We start from the raw sequence: 24,353 nt of genomic DNA, 5'->3' as shown, positions 1-24,353 counted from the left end.
TTGATTTTGTATGGAGCAACTTTATCACCGCCATATTTTGTTATTTTTATTTTAACAAATTAAAACGGTGAAAGAACAAATATTATAAATAATTAAAAAGGCTGTCGAGGGTTTCTCGACAGCCTGGGACGTTCTGAAGAACGTTCTTTTTTGATATAAGAAAGTTTGAAACTAGCCGATACTTTTGTTTACGATGAATGTGGTCCGCCAGATTCATTCACGGTAGAAGTGGGAAGGGAACAATGCAGGAGGCCTGCCTCCCCGCCAATTAATGGACTGTTCAGTACGTCTTTTGCAGGAATGGACGCTTTCTCATGCTAAAATAGAACAACTGCTTTGCTGTGGTGGCTGAAAGGCTGCCAGATCTACTTGTTCTTGACTGTGACGAACCTTGGGTTTTTTCCTTGGAACTGATTTCCGCTTATAGGGACGTTAGTTACTCTCCGGTGGCTCTCCCTCCGGCCATTGGCTTACGCAGGATGCAAATGTATGCAGGCTATTTTTTATAAAAAGACAGGCAGCAAAAAAAGAAAAGACCCCTCAGTGAGAGGTCCTTCCCCATAGATTTAAAGTGCAGATTTAATATCTTTAACGATTTGTTTAAATGGTACATCATTATCACCGGGGTAATCTCCGATAATTTCCCCATCCTTATTGATAAGGTAAAAGCTGACTCCGTGAATAACCTGGTCATCATCCTGCGGTTTTTTTACAATGGTTTTAAAGCTTTTTGCTGCATAGTCTTCAATTTCTTTTTGTGAGAACCCTGTCAGGAAATGCCAGTTTGAGAAATCTGCACCGAAGGACTGTCCGTACTCTTTTAACGCTTCAGGTGTGTCGACGTCAGGATCTACACTGAATGAAACAAAATGGACATCTTCCAATCCTTCTTCCTTCACCATATCCTGCAGCTCACTCATATTCATAGTCATTGGGGGACAAACGGTCGTGCAATTCGTAAACACAAAGTCAGCTACCCACACTTTTCCCTTTAAATCCTCGAGTCCGAACGGATTGCCATCTTGATCCGTGAAGTTAAAATCTTCAACTGGCGTCCCGCTTTTTTGAGAAGAACAGGCTCCGAGAATTAGAATAGCCATAATCGACAGTATCGAAAGAACTTTTTTCAATTCAAGACCTCCAGCATTGTACATTTGATTCTATTATAACGAAATGAGGCCCTGTAAGTATAGGAAACGCCCAATGTTCAGAAAGAATTCATCAAATTCAAGAGTCCGTTCAAATTACAACAAGTTCTATTGAGTACAGTGGATGTTAGTGTTAATATCAATCCAAGAAAGTTTTTTATCATGGTTTTCAGAAAGGCGTGAGGAGTCATATACCCTCTCATAAAGAAGTTTTTATTTAGATTGGATCCCGAAAAAGCACATCACCACACCGTATCCGCTTTAAAACTGGCCGATAAATCAGGTGGAAAACGGATGCTTCGCTCTATGTATCATGTTGATGACGAGCGGCTGGCCATCGAATTATGCGGATTGACATTTACAAATCCTGTTGGTTTGGCGGCGGGTTTTGACAAAAATGCAGAAGTTTATCATGCTTTGGCTGCAATGGGATTTGGCTTTGTGGAAGTGGGGACAATTACTCCAGTTGCACAGTCAGGAAATGAAAAACCCCGGCTGTTCCGCCTTGTGGAAGACAGTGCGGTGATCAATCGTATGGGCTTTAACAACGAAGGGGCAGAAGCTGCCAAAATTCTCTTGGAGTCTTATAAAACGGCAGGGATACCGATCGGAGTCAATATTGGGAAAAACAAAGTGACCCCTAATGAAGAGGCTGCAAGTGATTATGAAAAATGCTTGGATGTTCTTTATCGGTATGGTCATTACTTTGTCATCAACATCAGTTCTCCCAACACCCCCAATTTGCGTGACTTGCAAGAAATTGAGAGTTTACAGCAATTGATTTCATCCATTCAAAAGAAAAAACAAGAGTTGGAAGCAAAAGGAGCTATGCAAAAGCCTGTATTTTTAAAAGTGGCACCCGATATGACAGATGAACAAATGCATGATGTTATACATACGGCTGTTGAGGAAGGACTTGCCGGGATTATTGCAACGAATACGACATTATCACGGGACGGACTTGTTTCCAGAACCTCTGCTGAAGAAGCCGGAGGCCTCAGCGGCTTGCCGTTAAAAGATAGGGCTACGGCCTGGGTGAGGGAGATTTACCAGGAGATTGGCGGCCAGTTGCCGATCATCGGTGTCGGCGGTATTTTTACCGGAGATGACGCCTATGAAAAAATCCTGGCTGGAGCCAGTCTGGTTCAGGTCTATACCGGTATGATTTATCAGGGACCCGGAATTGTAAAGTCTATCAACTTGAGACTGCTTGAATTAATCAAAAGAGATGGATTTTCTCATATTTCCGAAGCCGTTGGAGCGGGACATTCATGAAAACAGGGCTGTTATAATAACAGTCTTGTTTTATTTGTTTTATAACAGTTCTACACAAAAACACCCCCTTGTCAGGGGGATATATTACGAAATTTATTTGATCGCTGCGCACTTTTCACATTCTGTACCATAGCATTCATGCTGTTCTGATAAAGTTTCACCGCATTCGGTACATTTTTTTGGAGGTAAATTTCTAAAGAACTCTACTACGTTTTCGATCATTTCCATCTCCACTCCCTCTGTTTTGTTATACAACGGTGTTTCGTTGTTAATATTGTATTATAACAGATGTTTTATTGTCAATAAAAAATGGGAAATTTCATGCCAAAAAATTTGGAATCTAGTATAGTGAAAGTAACATGATTATGAGGGATGGGGAGTGTGGTGCCAAGATGGAATTGACGGTGATTGGGCATTGGGGAGGCTATCCCCGGGCAGGTGAGGCCAGCTCCGGATATTTGCTTACGCATCGGGGGGTTCATCTGCTGATAGACTGTGGAAGTGCAGTCTTGTCCAAATTACAGAATTACATAGATCCGGAAGACCTGGATGCCATCGTCCTTTCCCATTACCATGCGGATCACACGGCAGATATCGGAGTAGTCCAGCATGCGCTTTATGTGGGAAAGTTCACGAATCAATATAACCGAACACTGCCGATTTACGGCCATGACCTGGATAAAGAGGGATTTGGCCAACTGACCTACAAAGATGTAACAAAGGGGATTGTCTATCGCGCCGGGGAAACCGTGCATATCGGCCCCTTTTATATTGATTTCCTGAAGACACGGCATCCTGTACCTTGTTTTGCCATGCGGATTGAAGCAAATGGAAAAGCACTCGTATTCACGGGTGATACATCCTATTTTGAAGAGCTGGCGTCATTTGCACACAAGGCGGATCTGCTGCTTTGTGAGTCCAATTTTTATCAAGGGATGGATGGAACCGCCGCCGGGCATATGACCAGTGAAGAAGCAGGTAAAGTGGCGCATGCTGCTGGAGTGGACAAGCTTATTCTTACGCACCTTCCCCATTTTGGAGAATTGTCCAGGCTAAAAAAGGAGGCTGCCGAGCAGTTTGGAGGAACGGTCCAGCTCGCTTCGGAAGGCCTGATAATTAGGATTGAATGAAAGGAGCAGGAAGCATGCTTTTTATTGATAATCAGGGAATCACAGATCCCCGGATCAATCTGGCAATTGAGGAATATGCCTTAAAAAACCTGCATATTCAGGAAGGCGGTTTTTTGCTGTTCTATATTAATGAGCCTTCCATCATCATCGGAAAGAACCAAAATACGATAGAAGAAATCAACACGGAATATGTGGAGAAAAATGGGTTGCATGTCGTGAGAAGGCTCTCCGGCGGAGGAGCGGTTTATCATGATCTTGGCAATTTAAATTACAGTTTTATCACAAAGGATGAGGGAGACAGCTTCATGAATTTCCGGAAATTTACGGAGCCTGTTACCCAAGCACTGCAAAAGCTCGGCGTAAATGCTGAATTACAGGGAAGAAATGACATCCTTGTGGAAGGACGGAAAATTTCAGGGAATGCCCAATTTGCAACGCGAGGTCGTATGTTCAGCCATGGTACTTTAATGTTTGATTCTGAAATAGAGAATGTAGTATCCGCATTGAAGGTAAGAAAGGACAAAATTGAATCAAAAGGCATAAAATCGATTAGAAGCCGCGTCGCAAATATATCCGATTTTTTGGATGAAAAGATGACCATTGAACAATTTAAGGATTTGCTGCTCCGATTTATTTTTGACGGGCAAAGCCCTGTTCCCGAATATAAATTAACCGAAGCAGACTGGATAGAAATCCATGAAATATCTAAAGAACGATATCAAAACTGGGATTGGAATTATGGAAAGTCACCAAAATTTAATATCCAGCATTCTCATCGTTTTCCTGTAGGACATATTGAATTTAGGTTGGATGTAAATAAGGGACGAATTTATGGCTGTAAAATTTTCGGGGACTTTTTTGGTATCGGAGATGTCAGTGATATTGAAAAACGTTTAACGGGCATAAAATATGAAAGGTCTGAAATTGAAAAAGTTTTAAAAGATATGGATATACAGTATTACTTTGGAAAGGTCACGAGGGAAGAAATCATCGGGCTGATTTACTGATCAAAGGACTGCAGTCCACAGGGGCTGCAGTCTTTTTAATAAAACAAAAGAAGTCCCCCTTCAGGGCCTCCGGCGAAAACTTGATCACGCACACGCCCGCGGAAGTCCCATCCAAATCTTTCAGTTGATGGGGAGGTATCCCTCCTATAAGAGACACTTACACTCTTTTATGTAAAAGGAAGATGAAGAAATGCAGTAAAGCAGATGGTTGTAATGATGCAATAACAGCTGTTGCAGGCCGGGGAAACACAGTAGTGGTCTGCGGCCCTGCCTCTATAAAATGGAATCCGTATGGCATCCTATCTTCCCCATGCGGCCAAGACGGTGGGAACTGCGACAAAGCAGTACATAAGCCATATGCTTGTTATCTCACTCATCTCCTCTCCTGACTGTGACTTTTTCATCCCGGCAAAAGGTTTTTTGGAAGATATACAGAAATAGAAATATAGAGTGACAGTCAAAAAAGGAAGGGGAGTCATCATGAAACATATTCAGTTAAATGTAGAGGATTTTATTGCAACTGTTATCATTAATCGTCCGGGTTCGTTAAATGCTTTTAATTACGAAACGCTATGTGAGCTGGGAGAGACGGCAGATAAAATCAAAACGGACAATGATATCCGGGTTGTCATTTTTACGGGGGCCGGTGAAAAGGCATTCAGTGTCGGGGCAGATTTAAAGGAGAGAAAAACTTTATCCGAACAGGAAGTCCGCCGTAATGTTCATAAAATCGGAGATGTATTTCAGGCAATTGAAAAACTGCCGCAACCGACAATAGCTGCCATGAATGGCCATGCATTCGGAGGTGGGATGGAGCTTGCTCTCGCGTGTGATTTCAGGATTGCTGCAAAAGAAGCGATGATGGGATTAACAGAAACAAGCTTGGCCATTATACCGGGAGCGGGCGGTACACAGAGACTGCCGCGGCTGATCGGAGAATCGAAAGCGATGGAGTTGATCCTGACAGCAAAAAGAATGACAGCAGAAGAAGCCTACGGGTATGGTGTTGTGACAGGACTGGCTGACCGCACTATGCTGATGGACAAAGTAATGGAGCTGGCACACGCCATTCTTGCAAACGGTCCAGTTGCAGTCAGGCAGGCGAAATATGCGATTAAAACAGGCATGAATACCGATGTGCAGACAGGTCTCGAAATTGAAAGAAAAGCCTATGAGCTGACGATCCCAACCGAGGACCGAATAGAAGCTCTGCGGGCCTTCAGTGAAAAAAGAAAGCCGGTATATCAGGGGAAATAAGGAAGGGTTTTGGAACACTACATGAACAGATATCACTGCTGTGCAACATGCATTCATTTTAGAGCTGAAAGAGTGGACGGAAAAATGAGGTATATGTGTAAGAGGCTTGGATATGAAACTAAAACCCATTACAAGTTCAATTGCTGGACGCCGAAGGAAAAAGTCCGGAGATTGATGGAAAAACAAGGAGAAAAAGATGCTTAATTTACAGACGCCTTTATGCAAATTGCTGCATATTGAATATCCGGTGATTCAGGCGGGAATGGCGGGGGCAGCGACAGCAGATCTGGTTGCAGCGGTTTCATCGGCAGGTGCTCTTGGCACTCTCGGCGCGGCTTATATGACACCCAAAGAGATCCGGAACAACATCAGGGCCATTAGGGAACATACAGACAAGCCATTTGCGGTAAATATGTTTGCTGTACGTATGGAGGACAACTGGGAAGGAATGGAACAGGCCCAACAAGTGTTGAACCGATTTCGTGCTGATTTGGGAATAGTTGATACAGCCGAAAGGTCTACTGCTCAGATGTTTGAAGAACAATTTCAAGTCTTACTGGATGAAAATGTCCCGGTCCTAAGTACAGCCTTCGGGCTATTGACAAAAGGGCACATGGCCGAGGCAAAGGAAAAAGGCATCAGGATTATTGCAATGGTTACAACGGTAAATGAAGCGGTCCAGGCTGAAGAGGCTGGTGCAGATGTGATTGTCGCGCAGGGCAGCGATGCAGGCGGACATAGAGGCACATTTAATATAAGGGAACATCCGGACGGCGCAAATATCGGTACCTTTTCACTTGTTCCGCAAATTGCGGACCATGTGACTGTCCCAGTCGTCGCTGCGGGCGGAATTATGGATGGAAGGGGCCTGGTGGCTGCACTAGCTTTAGGTGCTTCAGGGATACAGGCCGGAACGGTATTTTTGCCGACGGAAGAATCCATTGCCCACTGGGCCTATAAACAGCAGCTCCTTACCTCCACAGAGGAAAGCACAGTGATCACAAAAAGCTTTTCGGGGAGACCTGCAAGGGGCATACGGAATAAGTTTATCGTTGAATTTGAACGATTCGCAAAGCCATTGGGATTTCCTTCTCAACATACGCTCACCACGGATATTAGAAAGGCGGCAGCCCTGCAAAATAATCCGGAGTATATGTCTTTATGGGCCGGGCAGGGGATAAGAATGCTGCAGAAAAGGACCAATATCTCTGCAACCGAGATTGTTGACGCCATGATAAAGGAAGCCAAAGAAATATTGGAATAGCAGTTACTTCTCCTTCTTTACCTTGAAGAATACCAGGTTCGCAATTATAATAGTTAAATTAGTTTCAAATAAGGGGGAAGGAGAATTGGATGCTTCATTCCAGAAAATCAAATTCTCGCAATTTCGTCTTGGTTTCCAGGATGGTGTGAGTATAGCGATCGGTTATGCACCGATTTCTTTTACATACGGTCTTTTGGCCAAAACTTCCGGTCTTTCGATGTTGGAAGCTGTTCTGATGAGTGTTATCGTGTTTGCGGGAGCCTCCCAATATATGGCGCTCAGCATGTTTGCCATGGGAACAGGCATGCTAGAAGTGATCATGACAACTTTTATTGTCAATATCCGCCATTTATTAATGGCCGCATCACTAAATGAAAAGGTCGAGCATGAAACCACATGGAAAAAAGCTATTTATGCCTTTGGCATTACAGATGAAACTTTTTCTGTGGCGGCAACAAAAGCAGGAAAAGTTTCAACCGGTTATTTATATGGAATGATTTCATTGGCTTATGTAAGCTGGGTGATGTTTTCAACCATGGGCTATGGGGTAGGGGCAAATCTTCCGAAGGTGCTGCAGGAGAGTATGACCATCGCTCTTTATGCCATGTTTATTGGTTTGCTTGTACCCTCTATGAAAAAAAGTACAAAAGTTATGTTTCTCGCTTTGCTGGCTGCAGTTTTTAATAGTATTTTTGTTTTTGCTGATATCATGGCAGCAGGCTGGTCGATCATAACGGCAACACTTCTCTCATCTGTCTTGATTGAAGCAGCTGAAGTGTTAAAAAGGAAGGGGAGAGGGCGATGACTAGTTCAATGATCATCTTAACGATCATCGGGATGGCTTTGGTTACTTATATTCCGCGGCTGATCCCCTTTGTGGTATTTAAAGGAAAAGAACTTCCTTCTTTCGTTCAGGGAGTGCTTCAAAATGTCCCTTTTGCCACGCTGGGCGCATTAATATTTCCTGCTGTTTTTTTTATTCAGGAAGGCAATCTCCTTTATGGGGTCGTCGGAGCTGTCATCGCATTCGTCATTGCTTTTTTAGGGGCGAATGTTATTCTCGTGGTGATCGGTTCCATTGTCGTTTTAAGCTTATATTCTTCATTCATATAAACGAAAAGCGGGACCCTTAAACGGTACTCCCGCTTATTTTTTTCTTTAAGGGAAACAATAAGTTCTATTCTGCTGAACTTTTTTCTACATATAATAATGAATGGACAAGGGGGGAGACTTTTGATTAGAAAATGGGCTATGCGGGCAGTCATTGCTTACTTTTTATTTGGAACAGCGATGTATGTGTATCTATTTTTTATCGCTGATACAGCGATTCCCCAAATGTATAAAGGAACGAGTGCTGATCCCGCTACTTTTTTGAATGCCAGGGAGCTGATGCTCAGCGAGGAATATTCAAATATCCGAAACCTGTTGTTTTTTCTAAATAAACCCTATCAATGGCTCTTTTACTACTTGATTCTCCTGTTTGGCATTTCTGCAGCGTTTGAACGATGGGCAAAGAAAACGTCGAAATGGTTCTCGCTTCAAACACTCATTTATTTGTTTTGGCTGTCATTGGCGTCCTTTATCGTCACTTTCCCGTTTGCCTACACATCTTATCTATTTTCAAAAACGTATCAGATTTCAACCCAGGTCTTTTCCTCATGGATGAGAGATCAGCTGATCGATTTTTGGGTTGGATATGCAACGATGGCTGTAGTTGTTCTTGTAATCTACATGATGATGAGGAAATACAAAAAAAGATGGTGGCTGGCCGTCTGGGTATTATCTATACCGTTTTCCATATTTATGATGTTTATCCAGCCGGTGGTCATTGATCCGCTGTACAATGATTTTTATCCGTTACAAAATAAGCAGCTCGAGACAAAAATTCTCTCGTTGGCAGACGAGGCAGACATCCCGGCAGAACATGTATATGAAGTGGATATGTCAACTAAGACCAATGCATTGAATGCATACGTAACTGGCGTTGGATCCAACTCCAGGATTGTTCTCTGGGATACCACGTTAGAGAGGCTGGATGATGAAGAAGTTCTGTTCATCATGGCACATGAAATGGGACATTATGTGGAAAAGCATATTTACAAAGGGATAGCCGGATATATCCTTCTGACATTTGCCGGTTTGTGGATCACAGCCAAACTGATGGATCTGTGGGTAAACAAGAGGGGAAAGATCTGGAAAGTGGAGGGGACAGCGAATATCAGCTCCCTTCCGGCTTTCCTGCTGATTACATCGGTTCTGCTATTTGCTGCAAGTCCGTTGACTAACTGGGTATCGCGTTATCAGGAAACGCGAGCAGATCAATATGCCCTGGAAATGACGGAAGATCCTGCGGCAGGGGTACGGACATTCCAAGATTTGACAAGAGCAGGACTCAGCCAGGTTAATCCGCCTTACCTTGTGAAAATTTTTCGCTACGGGCACCCAACCATGCTGGAACGGATCAACATGGCTGAAGAATTTAAGCAGCAAGTTTCGGAGGAGTAAATGCTACAAATCCAGTTTTTTATTGAGGGTCCTTTGATGTTTTAGGCTGTATTGGAACCCAATGAATAAGGCGGACAAAGGTTTTTATAAAACTAATTAGAATGATGGCCACTGAATACTATCTGCTCCTGAAAGATACTGCGCTTTCTGTGGTGGCCGGTGAGCCTCCCCGTGTTGGCGAACTGCGGGGACTCACCAGGCATATTTCCTGCGCTCATGTAGAAATTGTTCGTCATTAGCTTTGGATATTTTCGTTATGTCCCAGCCTCTTCCATTAGTTTTCCCGCCTATACTGTTTTTCCTGCAGTTTTGCTTCAATCCGCTTGCCAATAGCCCACATAACCAAAATGATAACAAGCGCAATCGCCGTTCTTTCCGGCTGCTTAATTAAAGAGATCAAATCGTGTCCTATAAAACTTATAATGAAGATCATTACAGCTTTTCCTGTTGATACGGCAAGCATATACTGGTAGACACCGATTTTTGAAAGTCCCGCGACAATATTGACAATGGCTGAGGGTGTAAACGGAAAGCACAGCAAAAGAAACAGCGGGCCAAATCCGCGCTTCTCCACCCATGCCATCAGACTCTGTACCTTGCTGTTTCTATAAAGCACTTTGAATATCCGGGCATCTCCATATCTTCTGATCAAAAGAAAAACAACATAGGCTCCTCCGGAAGCACCTATCCATGAAAAGAGAAATCCCCAGCCCAAACCAAACGCATTTGCATTTGCCATTACAAATAAAAAAAGCGGGAGAAAAGGGAGGAAGGCCTCCAAGAAAGGAAATAAAATCCCGGGAAGCGGGCCGAAAGAGCGGTATTTTGCAATCAGGTCCATTATATTTTCAATCGTAAGCCAATCTTTCAGTGAAAAAAAATCCATGAACATTCCTCTATTCACAGCGGGGAAAACAGTCCCGGCTGTCCAGTTGTTTTTTAAATTATAGCATAGGCATGTCCGCTTATTCTATTTTGGTTTCTTGAAGGAAGTAATTTCCCCTTGCTATTTTATTGAGTGCTTAGTAAGATGAAAAAAGAACACATGTTCCGTCAAGGGAGGCTGTTTAAGTGACAAGAATTCCTTCAAATGAACGGGATATTATTGAACAGGCGATCTACTTGCCGATGCTGTTGACTGTTTTGCAGCGGGATTTGGATGTTGTGGAAAAAAGCCCGTTCAAATTAAAAAAGCCCTATCAAACGTTGATCGAAAACACCATACGGAAAGTACAGAATGAACTTGCTGAGGTCAAACGGTATTTGCATAAGAATAGCATCCGTGTGGAGCGCCTGAAATCCGACGAAATATTTACCATGTACCTTTTTTTATACAAAGGGTACGAGGAACACCACAATTACTTTAACCCGCGGCTGCGAAACAGGGTCGAAGAATTGTTGGATTTTTATTTGAGTTCTTGCTCTTCCCCAAAAAAAGAGAAGAAGGCATAGTGCCCTCTTCACCTGCTCTATTCGTCAATCCAATAAGATCCATGATGTTCAGAAGCCCAGTTACGTGGAAATTGAATCGGATGTTTATGAAAAGTTTCCATCTTTTTCACATTTTGTGTAAACTTAACCCGCAGCCTGGCAGTGCGGGAAACCTGCTTTTCAAATGAATAAAAAGAAATGGGAATTTCAAGGCGCTCATGATTTTGAAATGTAATCATGGTCGAGCATGCATCGTTTTTTTCAAAAGCAGCGATGTAATCATGGGAAATCCACATGCAATCAGGGCTTGACGGTGATGCGGTGGGAAATAAATAGATGGAAGTATAGGGGTCAACGATGATGGGTGCCTTGTGGGTAACGCCAATTAACTGCTTGGTTCCCTCCCTCCTGCCGTTATAAGAGGAGCCAAAATAATCGCAACTCTTTTTTACAATGTCAAAGGGTTTACGGGAGACTAAATAACGGGCTTTTGCCTCTATTACTTCCGTAAGTTCTTCTCCTGCCGGCCGAAGTAACATTGTATAAGGATTGATTTCATAACCTGGTAATGTTTCCGTCATTTTTCTTCCCCTTTCTACAAGATTTGGACAATGTGCCTACAATAGTAACATAGATTTCCAGAAAAGTCACTAAAATCCCAAAAAATAAAAAAAGAAACAGGACAAAAGTAACGGGAAATTTATCAATAAAAAATCATCAGAAAATTTAAATTCCTGACTTGTGTTTTTGCCCAAATCCGTGTATAATTAAAAAAAGGTTCCGAGGTGATCATCGATGGAAAAGAAGAAAACGTATCAGGAACTGTTGAAAGAGTACACGATGACACAGAAACAAAAGCAAACGAAATCGTTGGAACGTCAGACGGAGTTGTTCTTAAATCATATTTTGCGAAAGAGCAGGGAAGAGCAGCTGCGTAAAGAAATCGACTTTGCGCTGGACCGGAAGGACAAGGAAGCTTTCATGAAACTTTCAAAAGAGCTTTCCAGCCACATGGGACAATAAAAATTTACACGGTGATATGATCTCCCTTTCATGAAGGGGGATTTTTTTGTGGTTACACAAACAATATATGGTCAGGAATGGACGGGAATGTACGTTCGATCCCTTTGTGCCCGTATGTTATAATGAAGTATATCCATTTTAATAAAATACCCATCTTATATATTTATAATAAAAGGGGTTGAAAAAATGTCACTACGGTTTGTCATAGGCCGAACAGGTACGGGAAAAACAACCCTGTTTCACGAAGAGATTAGAAACAAGCTGAAAGAAGAGCCGGACGGGCCGCCTATCCTGTTGATTGTTCCCGAGCAGATGACTTTTTTAACTGAATCTAATTTGATACAGCAAGAAGGAATGGCCGGAATGATCCGCTCCCAGGTATACAGCTTTACTCGCCTTGCCTGGCGGATATTTCAGGAAATAGGAGGAGCCAGCCGTACATATGTGAACAGTACGGGCCTTCATATGCTCATCAAAAAAATAGTGGAAGAGCAAAAAGATGAATTGAAGCTGTTCAGGCAAGCAACTGATAAAACAGGATTTATCCAGCAGATGGAACAGATTTTTACAGAATTCAAACATTACTGTGTACAGCCTGAAGAACTGGCCCAAAAAAAGGAAGAAGTCAGCTTTTTTCAATCCCACAAGTCACTTGCCGACAAGATGCATGATCTTGAATTAATTTATAGGCATTTTGAGGATGCATTATCGGGTAAATATTTGGACTCCAATGATTATTTAAGCCTCCTTGCGGCGTCGATCAGTCAATCAGATGTTCTGAAAAACGCAGAAGTGTACATAGATGGATTTCACAGCTTTACTCCGCAGGAATATTTGGTGATTGAAGGACTTTTAAAAAACTGCCGGCGGGTATCCGTCTCACTTGTGCTGGATCGCCCGTTTAGAGATACAGTTCCGAATGAACTTCATTTATTCAGAATGACCGGTGAGTCTTACAGATCTATATATGAACTGGCCTGCCAGTCAGGTGTCGCGGTTGAAGACGATATCGTCCTGAGGAAACCTTTAAGATTTAAAAATGAAGGCCTGGCATATTTGGAGTCGGAGTTTGAAAGAAAGCCGTCGAGAGCGTTTAATGGAAATTCAGCAGTAAAATTAATGCCTTCTGTTAACAGAAGGGCAGAAATTGAAGGAATTGCAAGAGAGATACGAAGACTTGTCATGGAGAAAGGGTACCGTTACAAAGATATCGCGGTCCTGATGAGGAACGGCAGCCAATATCAAGGAGAGCTTGAGACGGTCTTTTATGATTATGATATCCCCTATTTCATTGATCAGAAACGATCTATGCTGAATCATCCGCTTGTTGAGCTGATTCGATCTGTCTTAGAGGTTATCAGCAGCAACTGGCGGTACGAGCATGTATTCAGGGCCATAAAAACAGATTTGCTGTTTCCGCTTGACAGTGATCTGCATCGCCTTAGAGAGCAAATGGACAGGCTTGAAAACTATGTTTTGGCATATGGGATAAAGGGAGCTGACTGGACGAAAAAAGACAGATGGATCTATCGGCGTTTTAGGGGGCTGGAAGTGTCCGGCACCGTTCAAACCGATGAGGAAAGGGAATTGGAAAAAGAGCTCGCTGCATCAAGGGAAATGGTCACCCTTCCGATCATGAGGCTTGCAAGACGTCTGAAAAAAGCTGAAAATGGCCGGGACTATTGTGAGGCGCTTTATTATTTTATGGAAGAGCTGGAGATACCAAGAAAGCTAGAAATGTTGAGTCAGTCAGCAGAAGAGAAGGGGCAGCTAGTCACATCCAGGGAGCACGACCAGGCATGGAACGATGTTATGGAACTGCTTGATCAGTTCGTTGAAATTCTTGGGGACACCCGTCTCTCCCTGGAGGATTTTATCCCTGTAATGAATGCAGGCCTGGAGGAAATGAAGTTTTCCTTAATTCCGCCAGCCATTGACCAAGTATTTATAGCCAACTTGGAGCAGTCTCGCCTCTCTCATATCAAAGTTTCATTTGTCGCCGGCCTGAATGACGGAGTTCTTCCTGAGAAATTTTCAGAGGGAGGAATCTTTTCGGATGAAGACCGCGCAGTGTTAATGGACACGGGAATGACTATTGCACCGGACAGTCGAATCCGTCTTCTGAATGAGGAATTTGTTGCTTACAGAGCGTTTACTTCTGCAGAAGACCAGCTCGTCCTGTCCTATCCCATGGCGGATGATGAGGGAAAAGCTCTCCAGCCCTCGCTGTATATCCATAGAATGAGAGACATGTTCCCGAATCTCATGGAAACAACCATTGTCAATGATCCGGCAGAACTAGGAAGCGAAGAACAATTCAATTATATTTCCCACCCTGATTCGGCTGCTGCCTACCTGACAGGACAGCTGAATGCCAAGAAAAGAAATTATCCCATGGCCGATTTTTGGTGGGATGTGTATAACTTTTATATGTCTGATCCACTTTGGAAGAGAAAGGCTGAGCGGGTCTTTTCCAGTCTGTTTTTTACAAACAAAACAACCAAACTGACGGAGGATACAAGCAAAGAACTGTACGGGGAGCATATGACTGCCAGTGTATCAAGAATGGAACTGTTTAACAGCTGTCCTTTTTCACATTTTGCTTCACACGGCTTAAAACTGCGGGAGCGTGAAGTTTTTAAGCTTGAAGCTCCGCATATTGGGGATTTATTTCACGCTGCACTGAAATGGATTGCTGATTATGTAACTCAAAACAATTTAATCTGGGCCGGCCTCACCAAACATCAATGCGGGCAGCTGGCCAGGGAAGCCGTTGCCTTTTTGGCACCCAAATTGCAAAATCAAATTTTGCTAAGTACCAACCGTTACTACTATATTATGAGAAAACTTGAACAGGTCATAGGGAGAGCCTCTTATGTGATGAGCGGACATGCGAAGGAAAGCGGATTTTCACCCATTGGCATTGAACTGGGATTCGGACCGAAACAGCAGCTGCCCCCTTTGGTATTCACTTTAAAAAACGGGACGAAAATGGAGCTGCAGGGCCGGATTGACAGGGTGGACAAAGCGGAAGATGAAAACGGCGTTTACCTGCGCGTCATCGACTATAAGTCAAGCGCAAGAGAATTGGATCTCAGTGAAGTATATTACGGGATTTCATTGCAGATGCTGACTTATTTGGATATTATCGTCACCTATGCAAGCCGGTTGATTGGCCGGGAAGCCTTTCCTGCAGGCGTCTTATATTTTCATCTCCATAATCCCATGGTAGACAGCGATACAATCATGACCTTGTCTGACATTGAAGAGGAAATCTTTAAACGGTTTAAAATGACGGGGCTGATCCTGGATGATCCGGATCTTGTCCGACTCATGGATTTTACACTGGATTCAGGAGATTCACGGATGATTCCTGCCGGCTTGAAGAAGGACGGAACATTGAATGCGAGGTCCAAATCTGCCACGAAAGAAGAGCTTGCCTTACTCCGTAATCATGTAAGGTCCCTGTATCTGGAATCAGGCAATGCAATCATCTCGGGAGAGGTTGGTATCGGCCCCTATCGGATGAAGGATCAAACACCATGCAAGTTTTGTTTATACAAACCGGTATGTCAGTTTGACCCGGCGCTTCCGGAAAATGAATTCCGGATCATTCAACGCCAGGATCGCAAAACCGTCATCAACCGTATCCGGGAAGAAGGTGAGAAGCTTGAAAACGACCATTCCAGTAAAGCCTAAAGAGGCACAGTGGACAGATGAACAGTGGAAAGCTATTTTTGCAAAAGATCAGGATGTACTGGTTGCTGCTGCAGCCGGTTCTGGAAAAACTGCAGTCCTGGTTGAACGGATTATCCAGAAAATCATTGCCGAACAGGATCCTCTGAATGTCGACCAGCTGTTGGTCGTAACATTTACGAATGCTGCAGCAGCCGAAATGAGGGCTCGTATCGGGGCGGCGCTTTCACAAGCGATTAACGAACGGCCGGAATCCAACCACTTGAGAAAACAGCTAGGCTTGTTGAACCGGGCATCAATTTCTACTCTTCATTCATTTTGTCTTGAAGCAGTACGAAAGCATTATTATATGGTGGATATCGATCCGCACTTCAGAGTAGGCGATGACAATGAAATGGGATTGCTGCGCGAAGAAGTGTTGGATGACTTGTTCGAAGAGGAATATGGAAAAGAAGATAATGAGTCATTTTTCAAATTGGTAGATACTTTTACCGGTGACAGAAATGACAGTGAGCTGCAGGAGCTTGTTTTAAAATTATATGATTTTTCAAGATCACATCCATATCCAGACCTTTGGTTGGATGAACTTGTCAGCATATATGATGTAAAAGAAGGAACAACGATCGATCGTCTACCATTTGCGGAATGGATCCTATCTGACATTAAGCTTCAGCTAACGGGTGCGAGACAAATGCTGGAAGAAGCGTACGAGCTGGCGAATTCTCCGGGAGGACCTGCCCCAAGAGCGGTCAACTACCTGGATGATCTGGAAGTTGTAGAGAAAATACAAAAGGCATCTGAAAGCAGCTGGGAGAGCCTGTACGCTGCAATGAACAACTGGAAATTTACAAGGGCTAAAAGCTGTCGCGGTGATGAGTATGATGAAGAGCTCGTCAAAGCAGCTGATGCCTTAAGAAAAAAAGCAAAAGGTATATTGGAGAAGCTTACTAAAGAACTCTTTTCGAGGGAACCGGATAGTTTCTTGCGGGATATGCGCAGGATGCACCCTGTTTATCACACACTCGTTCAGCTGGTCAAGTCTTTTGCAAATCGCTTTACACTGGAGAAAAAAGAAAGAGGCATTGTTGACTTTGCTGACCTTGAGCATTTGGCACTTTATATTCTTACGGATCCACATAGTGAAAAAGGTCAGGCCCACCCGTCTGAAGTGGCTGTGGGATATCGAAAGCAGTTTAAGGAAGTTCTTGTGGATGAATATCAGGACGTTAATATGGTACAGGAAACCATTCTTCGTTTGATAACAACCGATGGGGAACATGACGGGAATCTCTTTATGGTTGGTGACGTAAAGCAATCCATTTACCGTTTTCGCCTGGCAGAGCCTAACTTATTTTTAGACAAATACACCCGGTTTACACCAGACGGCGTGCAAGGGGGCCTGCGTATCGATTTATCCAGAAATTTTCGAAGCAGAGCTGAAATCTTGGACGGCACAAACTTTTTATTTAAACAGGTAATGGGACAAAATGTCGGAGAAATTGAATACCACGAAGGCGCAGAACTGGTTCTCGGTGCAAATTATCCTTCAGATGATATGTACCCGATAGAAGTAGCGATCATTGATCAGGCGGGAGATGACGAAACGGAAACTTCCCCGCAGGAGGAAGACCATTTTTTCAAAGAAGACATTGAGCAGTCCCGCCTGGAGGGAAGGTATGTGGCAAGAACGATCCGAAACATCATCGATGAGGAAAAGCCTGTTTATGATACAAAAGCAGGCAGGCACCGTCCAGTACAGTATAAAGATATAGTCATTCTGCTGCGATCTACATCATGGGCGCAAGATATCATAGATGAGCTGAAATTTGAAGGAATTCCTGTTTATGCCGACCTTTCCTCGGGATACTTTGAGGCAACAGAGGTAACAGTCATGCTGTCCTTGCTGCAGGTAGTGGACAATCCCGACCAGGACATTCCGCTGGCTTCCGTCCTTCGCTCACCGATGGTCGGGCTGAACGAGGAGCAACTGGCACGAATCCGGGCCAAATCCAGAAAAGGAAGCTTCTATCAAGCAGTAAAAACATTTATCAAAATGTCCGGGGATGATCGCGATGAAAGGATCAGGGGAAAACTGGCTATCTATTTAGAAAACCTGAAAAAGTGGAGAAGTTTAGCCAGAACCGGAGCGCTTTCCCAATTAATCTGGCAGCTGTATCGGGATACCGGCTTTTATGACTTTGTCGGAGGGCTTCCGGGCGGTAAACAGAGACAGGCTAATTTAAGAGCTCTCTATGACCGTGCTTCTCAATACGAAGAAACATCATTCCGGGGCTTGTTCCGGTTCTTGCGTTTTATTGAAAGAATGCGGGACAGGGGAAAAGACATGGGCGCTGCCCGCGCCCTGGGTGAACAAGAAGATGTCGTTCGGATCATGACAATCCACTCAAGCAAAGGTTTGGAATTTCCGATCGTCTTTGCAGCCGGTTTGGGACGGCAATTTAATATGAAAGATATCAACAGTTCATTTTTATTTGATAAAGATTTTGGATTTGCAAGCAAATATATTGATTCGGAAAAAAGGATCTCTTATCCTTCCCTGCCCCAGCTTGCTTTAAAAAGAAAAAAACGGAGGGAATTGACCGCTGAAGAAATGAGAGTCCTGTATGTTGCCCTTACAAGAGCGAAGGAAAAGTTATATCTTGTGGGAGCTGTCAAAAACATGGAGAAAGAAATCAGTAAATGGGGCAAAGCAAGTACAGGTGATGACTGGCTCCTGAAAGACTTTGACAGAGCGGCGGCAACAACTTATTTAGATTGGATCGGGCCTGCTATTCTCCGGCATAGAGATAGTTGGATGGAGGGAATCGGAAATCCTTTAACAGGGAACGTCAGCGAGCATCCTTCAAGATGGAAAATAGATGTATTGCCCGCATCGGCGCTGCGTGAAACTGCAGAGAATGAAGAAAAAGAATCAGAAGGATGGCTTCAAACCGTCAAGGAAGGCAAGCTCAGCGATATTGAATCACCATTAAAAGACCAAGTGTTTTCACGGCTCAGCTGGATGTATCCACACGTCATTGCCTCAAGAAGGATGTCCAAACAAACGGTTTCTGAACTAAAACGGATGGCAGTATTAACTGACAAGGTAAGTGCCGCAAGCTTATTGGGGGGGGACCCAAACACAGGCACCCCAATATTTAACAAACCGAAATTTTTGGAGAAGCAGTCCATTTCTCCTGCTGAAAGAGGGACTGTGATGCATACGGTTATGCAGCATATTCCCCTTGATCAAGAACCGGGCATCTTCTTGGTTGAACAAGTGCTGGATGACCTAATCCAAAAGGAGATTTTAACGGTGGAACAGGCTGATGTGGTCCCCGGAGAGCAGATTGTGCAGTTTTTCGAAAGTAATTTGGGAAGGCGATTGCTGCAGCCCGCAAAAACTAAACGGGAAGTTCCTTTTACAATGGCTATTCCAGCAAGAGACATATATTCTGACTGGGATGGAGAAGATGAGTCCGTTATCGTTCAGGGGATTATCGATTGTATTGTGATGGAAGAAGATGGAGTCCTGTTATTGGATTACAAAACAGATGCGATTACAGGCCGTTTTCCTGGGGGCTTTGATCAAGCAAAGGTTGTTCTGGAAAAAAGGTACCGGATGCAAATAGAGTTATATGAACAGGCCATTGAACGAATCTGGAAGAAAAGTGTGAAAGAAAAGGTTTTATATTTCTTCGATGGTGGACATGTTCTCGAGCTGTGAAGCAAAAAGAGTGCCGATAGGTATAAAAACCTCGGCACTCTTTTTACGCGGGTTGTACAAGCTGATTTTGTCGAATTACTACTAATTGTTTCCAACTGACGGCTGGTCTACCAGGTTTGTATCTAATGTATTGTTGGCGCTGACTCCATTATTCGTCATGACAAATCCGCCCGTATTGCCTGCTCCGGAGCCAGAAAATGACTTTGAAGCGGCTTTTGGAGAAATAACAGCCGTATCTCCAAAATGAACAACGCCTCCCCCAACATTAAAAATTTGAATCGGACCTACAATAGCAGGCATCTTTATCTTCCTTCCTTAGAATTGTTATTATTGGAAATTTGCCGGATATGAAGAACTCTTGCTTCAGTCTCTATATGATTTGCCGCACCGACTTGAATGACGGCTGAAGAGGAGATCCCAATAATATGAATCTTTCCGACCTTGATATCAGAACACTCATTGTATTTAACTGTAGAAGGGATTATACGGGGAAGACCTGGTATCAGAACAGGTTTAGAAAATGTATCAAAACTTTGGAAGTTCCCTTCATCAGTAAAAAAAAGTTCTTTATTTCTTTGAACAGCCAATGCATTAGAACGAGCATTTGTATGCACTGTGTCTCCCACTTCAACAATAGAGGAGAATTCCAGGCTTTTTACAGCTATTACTTCTACAAGGGAATTTCTCAGTGACATTCTGCCAACTCCTTTTTTAAGTGGAAAGTGGAACAAAAGGCCCGATAATCAATGACTCTGGCGGTGTATCAAATACGGATGCCAACTGAATGGTATTTGCGTCCCCAACCAAAAGTATAGAGGATGTGGTTACCCCCACCACCCGAATATCTCCTACACAAATATCACGGTTCACTACGTTCAGCTCCATTAAGATCCGTACCTCCTTCATGTTGCGGCATTTTGGACAGGAATTCGTTGATGGCTCTGTTCATATCCGCCAGCAAGGTTTGGTAAACTTTATCAAAAAGCTCTTCCTTTATTTCTTCACTCCTGACGTGTGAGCTGAATAATTTTAGATAATGATCAATTCTGGCAGGAACTTGTTTGCGAATGTCTTCCTTGATCATTTGAATATAAGGTTCATCCAGTGATTTTACTTTTTGACTCTCAGCGTTTTTTATTATAGTTTCTAACTCATGATCAATATAATGATGCAGTTTTTTTAATGTCCTTTCATATAATTCAGGATGGCGTACAGCAATATTTGTTTGAGAGTTTTCGGGAATGGATAAATCTTCAATGTCATTTAAATCGGAAGGATTGATACCAATATTTAATGTTCCTTCCAATGTCTCCACCTTCAGCTGGTCAAATTTGTATTCAAGCCTTTCGACAGTCACTGATGGCTTTTCCTTTAGTTGCTTTAGTTCAATTGATAAATCATGCAATGATCTTTTTAATCGAGCAATCTCCTTCTGCTGACTTTCCAAAAAAGCATATAACTGGTGTATCGTGTAAGTTTGCATGCTGTGCTCCACCCTCTTTCTGCTTTTAATGGAAGGGAACGAGACTGACCGTCCCTTCGCCGACACCGGCTGTTGCTGGAGGGGCAGGTTCGGAATAGCCGCCGGTATTATATAAATGAGAAGAAGGGGTAATCACTCCTGAAGTTCCAATTTGAAGTACGGAAGAGTTAGTAATCCCTCCGATCTTTATCATTTGTATTTGAATGGTTTGGTTAACATTTATAATCATTGTCTGCCTCCCAAGGCTTTTTCTTTATAAGTTTAATAAGAACCCTTGATCCCAAACGTCACGGTCAAAACTGTTGGTAGATGAAAGATGATTCGAAACTTTAATGCTTTCTCCAGTATTAAAGGATCCGGCACCAGAGAATGTTTTGGCATAGGTAATCGGATGGATTTGGAATACATCGCCAATATTGACTATTCCTGCCGAGCTTACATTCACAACTTGAACGGCACCTACAAACCCAGGCAATACCGCTCACTTCCTTCCATTTTTCCATTTAATCAACACATGGTATTTTATGAAATAGAATGAAATTTGTGATACGGACCCCAAGTAAGTCTAATTGATGAAAATTTTATTCGCTTGAGTAATAATGATTGTAGTTTGTTATACAAACTTATACGATGATGGTATATGGTATAAATAAATATGACAGGTCATGAAGGAGGTGCAGGTCTTGTAAAGGCCTGAAATGAACAAATGGTACATAAACAGATGAGTCCTGTTCCGGATACGGAAAGAATTCAGGCACTGGATGTATTAAGGGGATTCTCCCTTCTTGGCATCCTTCTTGTGAACATGATCGGATTTCATTCTCCGTACGGTTATTATAATCCGTATGAATATTGGGAATACGGTGACGTGACAGCATATACATGGCTCGATATTTTTGTTCAGGGAAGTTTCTATCCCATCTTTGCGATGATGTTCGGCTATGGACTTGTCATTATGCAAAGACGTTCAGCTACAAGAGGAAATTCCTTTTGGACAATCAGCATCAGGCGATTGTCTGTTTTGCTCGTTTTTGGGATCATCCATGCCTTTTTGATTTGGTATGGGGATATCCTGATTACTTATGCAGTGGTAGGAATGATTCTGCTTTTATTTTTGCGTTTATCAGGCCCCTGGCTGATGGGCTTGGGATGGATCCTTTATTTGCTTCCTCAGCTGTTTTTATCGGGTTTGCTTGTATTAGCGGCCATGATGGATACGGCTTCACTTTCAGACTATATTGACATTATGGGACTGAAACAGGCTGAAGTTGTGTATTCAAGCGGATCTTATTGGGAAATCACTGCACAGAGAATAGCTGATTGGAAAGTAGGCAATGGATCCGGCGGATTGATCATCTACCTTTTTTTAATTTTACCGATGATGATGATAGGGGCCGGCGCCGCAAAGATGCTGTGGCTGGAGAAGGCAGCGGTTCAAAGGAAGAAGTGGCTCATTATTTTACTCATTTCTCTTCCGGTGGGACTTGCTTTCAAAATGCTGCCATTTATGGCCGGATTGTCTATGAGCTACCAATACATACAGGATGCGCTGGGTGGTCCAATCCTTGGCATGGCATATATTGCCTTCCTTGTACTCGTCATGAGTCATTCAAAAGCTGCAAACCTGCTGAACCCAATCGGTGCAGCCGGCCGGATGTCTCTCACGATCTATATCACGCAGTCTGTCATAGGAACATTAGTTTTTTATCCTTATGGGTTAGGGCTATACGGAAAAATTTCAATAGTTTCCGGAAATTGGCTGGCGGTTGCCATTTACGTGATTCAGGTAATTCTCGCAGTCTTGTGGCTGTCCAAGTTTGAACAGGGACCGATTGAAAAGTTTTGGAGATTTCTTACATACGGAAAAAATAAAAGAAGAGGTGCTCAACATGAAAATCATGAGCTTTAAAGCGGATGGAAAAAAAACATACGGAGTAGTAGATGAGAAAGTGAGCAAAGTTTGGGATATACCAGGTCTGGCGATAGAAGCGAGACAGGATATACCCTCTTCCATTCTTGCGGGGATTGAGAGTGGAGAATCGTTTTATGACCAGATCAAGAGTCTGCTGGAGTGGGCGTCTCAAAATAAAAAAGATGAATTTTTGCTGCCGCTGGACAGCGTAACTTTTAGGGCCCCCATCTCACGCCCGAAAAAGAATATTATGTGTGTCGGAAAGAATTATCGGGACCATGTCATTGAAATGGGAAGTGAAGCGGATATCCCTGAAGACATTTTAATCTTTACAAAAGCACCCACTGCTGTCATTGGCCATGAAGAGACAGTGGACCTGCATGCAGATGTAACAGATGAATTAGACTATGAAGGTGAATTGGCCATTGTGATCGGAAAACAAGGAAAATCGATTCCGATGGACAGAGCGCTTGATTACGTGTTCGGTTATACCATTATAAATGATGTGACTGCCCGTGATCTTCAAAGAAAACATAAACAGTTTTTCCTGGGAAAAAGTCTGGATACCACTTGTCCAATGGGACCCTGGATCGTTCACCGCTCAGCAATAGCCAATCCGAATGAACTCGATATACAAACGAAAGTGAATGGGGAAATCAGGCAAAATTCCAATACGAGGCATTTTATTTTCCCCACAGAGGAAATTATTTCTACCTTATCAAAGGGGATGACTTTAGAACCGGGGGATATTATCGCGACTGGCACTCCGTCTGGAGTAGGAAAAGGATTTCAGCCTCCCCGTTTACTTAAAAGCGGGGATGAAATCGAAATTACTATTGAAGGCATTGGAAAATTGAAGAATCCGGTCCAATAACAGGATATCCATTTCTTGCTAAGCTTCGCTGTATGATAAGATGATAAATAAAAAGGAAAAGAAACTATGTTTAATTCAGGAGGGAATAACATGTTTGATTCGACGCATGCCCATATTACGACATGGGTTGTTGCCCTTATTTTATTTGCAGTTGTATTGATTTTGCGGAAAGGCGGCAATCAAAAGGGTGCAAAAATTACCCATATGATTCTTCGAGTTTTTTATTTGCTCATTATTTTAACCGGAGTCTTGCTTTTTTCCAGGCATCAAGGCTTCAACCCCGCATTATATGGATTAAAATTCCTGGGCGGTGTGATTGTCATTGTGATGATGGAAATGGTACTTGTCAGAGGGGCGAAAGGAAGGAATACAGGTCTTCTGTGGACGGTTTTGATTATCGTCTTGGCTATCACTTTTTTCCTGGGATTAAGATTACCGCTTGGATGGAATATGCTTTCATAGAAATTGGGAAAAAACCGCTGATGTTCAGCGGTTTTCAGCTTGTAGAGAAAGTATATGTTTTTTTCTCTACAGGCTTTTTTATTTTACATTTAGACGACTTGTATCTAGATTTTTGTGTTTTTATTTTTAAGAAAAAGATTCCCATCCACCTAGACCTGT

General features: G+C 43.0%; 26 protein-coding genes. 16 read left to right on the top strand and 10 right to left on the bottom strand.

All coding sequences use genetic code 11. The annotated features are described in order from the left end of the window. Positions 1–566: 566 nt before the first annotated feature. On the bottom strand, positions 567–1,130 hold the full coding sequence (locus ACFSCZ_RS15075; RefSeq protein WP_380774935.1) for an SCO family protein: 564 nt from the start codon (positions 1,128–1,130) through the stop codon (positions 567–569). 207 nt (positions 1,131–1,337) lie between these two features. Between ACFSCZ_RS15075 and ACFSCZ_RS15070 the strand changes: the two genes are divergently transcribed. Continuing rightward, on the top strand, positions 1,338–2,423 hold the full coding sequence (locus tag ACFSCZ_RS15070; RefSeq protein ID WP_380774937.1) for a quinone-dependent dihydroorotate dehydrogenase: 1,086 nt from the start codon (positions 1,338–1,340) through the stop codon (positions 2,421–2,423). A gap of 93 nt (positions 2,424–2,516) precedes the next feature. Here the strand turns inward: ACFSCZ_RS15070 and yhfH are convergent, their stop codons facing one another. After that, positions 2,517–2,645 (bottom strand): protein YhfH, encoded by a 129-nt coding sequence (gene yhfH, locus ACFSCZ_RS15065; RefSeq protein WP_380774936.1) that lies wholly within the window; start codon positions 2,643–2,645, stop codon positions 2,517–2,519. Positions 2,646–2,815: 170 nt separating this feature from the next. On the opposite strand from yhfH, the gene ACFSCZ_RS15060 reads away from it, so the two are divergent. From ACFSCZ_RS15060 to ACFSCZ_RS15025, 8 genes are all read left to right on the top strand, one after another. Next, positions 2,816–3,553 (top strand): MBL fold metallo-hydrolase, encoded by a 738-nt coding sequence (locus tag ACFSCZ_RS15060; protein ID WP_380774934.1) that lies wholly within the window; start codon positions 2,816–2,818, stop codon positions 3,551–3,553. Between the two features lie 14 nt (positions 3,554–3,567). Further along, positions 3,568–4,560, top strand: coding sequence for a lipoate--protein ligase (locus ACFSCZ_RS15055; protein ID WP_380774932.1), 993 nt, complete (start codon positions 3,568–3,570; stop codon positions 4,558–4,560). 480 nt (positions 4,561–5,040) lie between these two features. Continuing rightward, on the top strand, positions 5,041–5,817 hold the full coding sequence (locus ACFSCZ_RS15050) for an enoyl-CoA hydratase-related protein (RefSeq protein ID WP_380774931.1): 777 nt from the start codon (positions 5,041–5,043) through the stop codon (positions 5,815–5,817). A gap of 21 nt (positions 5,818–5,838) precedes the next feature. Further along, positions 5,839–6,021: a hypothetical protein gene (locus ACFSCZ_RS15045; RefSeq protein WP_380774930.1), complete on the top strand. Its 183-nt coding sequence runs from the start codon at positions 5,839–5,841 to the stop codon at positions 6,019–6,021. Next, entirely contained in the window at positions 6,014–7,081 is a 1,068-nt protein-coding gene (locus ACFSCZ_RS15040) for an NAD(P)H-dependent flavin oxidoreductase (protein WP_380774929.1), read from the top strand. Before ACFSCZ_RS15045 ends, ACFSCZ_RS15040 begins: the two co-directional genes overlap by 8 nt. Positions 7,082–7,166: 85 nt before the next feature. Continuing rightward, positions 7,167–7,886 (top strand): AzlC family ABC transporter permease, encoded by a 720-nt coding sequence (locus tag ACFSCZ_RS15035; protein WP_380774928.1) that lies wholly within the window; start codon positions 7,167–7,169, stop codon positions 7,884–7,886. Further along, positions 7,883–8,194, top strand: coding sequence for an AzlD domain-containing protein (locus tag ACFSCZ_RS15030; RefSeq protein ID WP_380774927.1), 312 nt, complete (start codon positions 7,883–7,885; stop codon positions 8,192–8,194). Before ACFSCZ_RS15035 ends, ACFSCZ_RS15030 begins: the two co-directional genes overlap by 4 nt. Positions 8,195–8,314: 120 nt before the next feature. After that, a complete protein-coding gene (locus ACFSCZ_RS15025) occupies positions 8,315–9,586 on the top strand; it encodes a M48 family metallopeptidase (RefSeq protein WP_380774925.1) in 1,272 nt (423 codons plus the stop codon). Positions 9,587–9,860: 274 nt separating this feature from the next. Here ACFSCZ_RS15025 and ACFSCZ_RS15020 read toward each other — a convergent pair whose 3' ends face one another. Beyond that, positions 9,861–10,472 carry a TVP38/TMEM64 family protein gene (locus ACFSCZ_RS15020; protein ID WP_380774924.1) on the bottom strand — a complete coding sequence of 204 codons (612 nt, stop codon included), beginning with the start codon at positions 10,470–10,472 and terminating at the stop codon, positions 9,861–9,863. Positions 10,473–10,657: 185 nt separating this feature from the next. Here ACFSCZ_RS15020 and ACFSCZ_RS15015 point away from each other — a divergent pair, with 185 nt between their 5' ends. After that, on the top strand, positions 10,658–11,038 hold the full coding sequence (locus tag ACFSCZ_RS15015; protein ID WP_380774923.1) for a YhjD family protein: 381 nt from the start codon (positions 10,658–10,660) through the stop codon (positions 11,036–11,038). Between the two features lie 17 nt (positions 11,039–11,055). On the opposite strand, the gene ACFSCZ_RS15010 is transcribed toward ACFSCZ_RS15015, so the two are convergent. Then, entirely contained in the window at positions 11,056–11,598 is a 543-nt protein-coding gene (locus ACFSCZ_RS15010; protein WP_380774921.1) for a competence protein ComK, read from the bottom strand. Between the two features lie 214 nt (positions 11,599–11,812). Here ACFSCZ_RS15010 and ACFSCZ_RS15005 point away from each other — a divergent pair, with 214 nt between their 5' ends. From ACFSCZ_RS15005 to addA, 3 genes are all read left to right on the top strand, one after another. Further along, positions 11,813–12,040, top strand: a complete 228-nt coding sequence (locus ACFSCZ_RS15005) for an IDEAL domain-containing protein (RefSeq protein WP_380774919.1) — start codon at positions 11,813–11,815, stop codon at positions 12,038–12,040. A gap of 186 nt (positions 12,041–12,226) precedes the next feature. After that, a complete protein-coding gene (gene addB, locus ACFSCZ_RS15000) occupies positions 12,227–15,739 on the top strand; it encodes a helicase-exonuclease AddAB subunit AddB (protein ID WP_380774918.1) in 3,513 nt (1,170 codons plus the stop codon). Then, on the top strand, positions 15,711–19,463 hold the full coding sequence (gene addA / locus ACFSCZ_RS14995; RefSeq protein WP_380774917.1) for a helicase-exonuclease AddAB subunit AddA: 3,753 nt from the start codon (positions 15,711–15,713) through the stop codon (positions 19,461–19,463). Before addB ends, addA begins: the two co-directional genes overlap by 29 nt. An 81-nt stretch (positions 19,464–19,544) precedes the next feature. On the opposite strand, the gene ACFSCZ_RS14990 is transcribed toward addA, so the two are convergent. From ACFSCZ_RS14990 to ACFSCZ_RS14965, 6 genes are read right to left on the bottom strand one after another with little or no spacing between them, the layout of a single operon-like run. After that, the gene (locus ACFSCZ_RS14990; protein ID WP_380774916.1) at positions 19,545–19,763 is read right to left on the bottom strand and encodes a spore germination protein; all 219 of its coding nucleotides are present in this window, start codon (positions 19,761–19,763) and stop codon (positions 19,545–19,547) included. A gap of 2 nt (positions 19,764–19,765) precedes the next feature. After that, positions 19,766–20,158 carry a spore germination protein GerPE gene (locus ACFSCZ_RS14985; protein WP_380774915.1) on the bottom strand — a complete coding sequence of 131 codons (393 nt, stop codon included), beginning with the start codon at positions 20,156–20,158 and terminating at the stop codon, positions 19,766–19,768. A 16-nt stretch (positions 20,159–20,174) separates the two neighbouring features. After that, positions 20,175–20,348: a spore gernimation protein GerPD gene (locus ACFSCZ_RS14980; RefSeq protein WP_380774914.1), complete on the bottom strand. Its 174-nt coding sequence runs from the start codon at positions 20,346–20,348 to the stop codon at positions 20,175–20,177. Further along, positions 20,323–20,946 carry a spore germination protein GerPC gene (gene gerPC, locus ACFSCZ_RS14975; RefSeq protein ID WP_380774913.1) on the bottom strand — a complete coding sequence of 208 codons (624 nt, stop codon included), beginning with the start codon at positions 20,944–20,946 and terminating at the stop codon, positions 20,323–20,325. The genes ACFSCZ_RS14980 and gerPC overlap by 26 nt, the downstream gene beginning before the upstream one ends. A gap of 25 nt (positions 20,947–20,971) precedes the next feature. Then, complete coding sequence (locus ACFSCZ_RS14970; protein ID WP_380774912.1) at positions 20,972–21,175, bottom strand: spore germination protein GerPB; 204 nt, start codon at positions 21,173–21,175, stop codon at positions 20,972–20,974. Positions 21,176–21,199: 24 nt separating this feature from the next. Next, a complete protein-coding gene (locus ACFSCZ_RS14965; RefSeq protein WP_380774911.1) occupies positions 21,200–21,421 on the bottom strand; it encodes a spore germination protein in 222 nt (73 codons plus the stop codon). A gap of 231 nt (positions 21,422–21,652) precedes the next feature. Here ACFSCZ_RS14965 and ACFSCZ_RS14960 point away from each other — a divergent pair, with 231 nt between their 5' ends. The 3 genes from ACFSCZ_RS14960 (at position 21,653) to ACFSCZ_RS14950 (ending at position 24,194) form a co-directional block, all read left to right on the top strand. Then, positions 21,653–22,855 (top strand): DUF418 domain-containing protein, encoded by a 1,203-nt coding sequence (locus ACFSCZ_RS14960; RefSeq protein ID WP_380774910.1) that lies wholly within the window; start codon positions 21,653–21,655, stop codon positions 22,853–22,855. After that, on the top strand, positions 22,836–23,732 hold the full coding sequence (locus tag ACFSCZ_RS14955; protein WP_380774909.1) for a fumarylacetoacetate hydrolase family protein: 897 nt from the start codon (positions 22,836–22,838) through the stop codon (positions 23,730–23,732). The genes ACFSCZ_RS14960 and ACFSCZ_RS14955 overlap by 20 nt, the downstream gene beginning before the upstream one ends. Positions 23,733–23,822: 90 nt before the next feature. Then, complete coding sequence (locus tag ACFSCZ_RS14950; protein ID WP_380774908.1) at positions 23,823–24,194, top strand: YisL family protein; 372 nt, start codon at positions 23,823–23,825, stop codon at positions 24,192–24,194. Positions 24,195–24,353: the final 159 nt, after the last annotated feature.

Source organism: Siminovitchia sediminis (assembly GCF_042680885.1).
GTDB classification, from domain to species: Bacteria; Bacillota; Bacilli; order Bacillales; family Bacillaceae_C; genus Siminovitchia; species Siminovitchia sediminis.
This window is presented reverse-complemented; position numbering and strand designations above follow the sequence as displayed.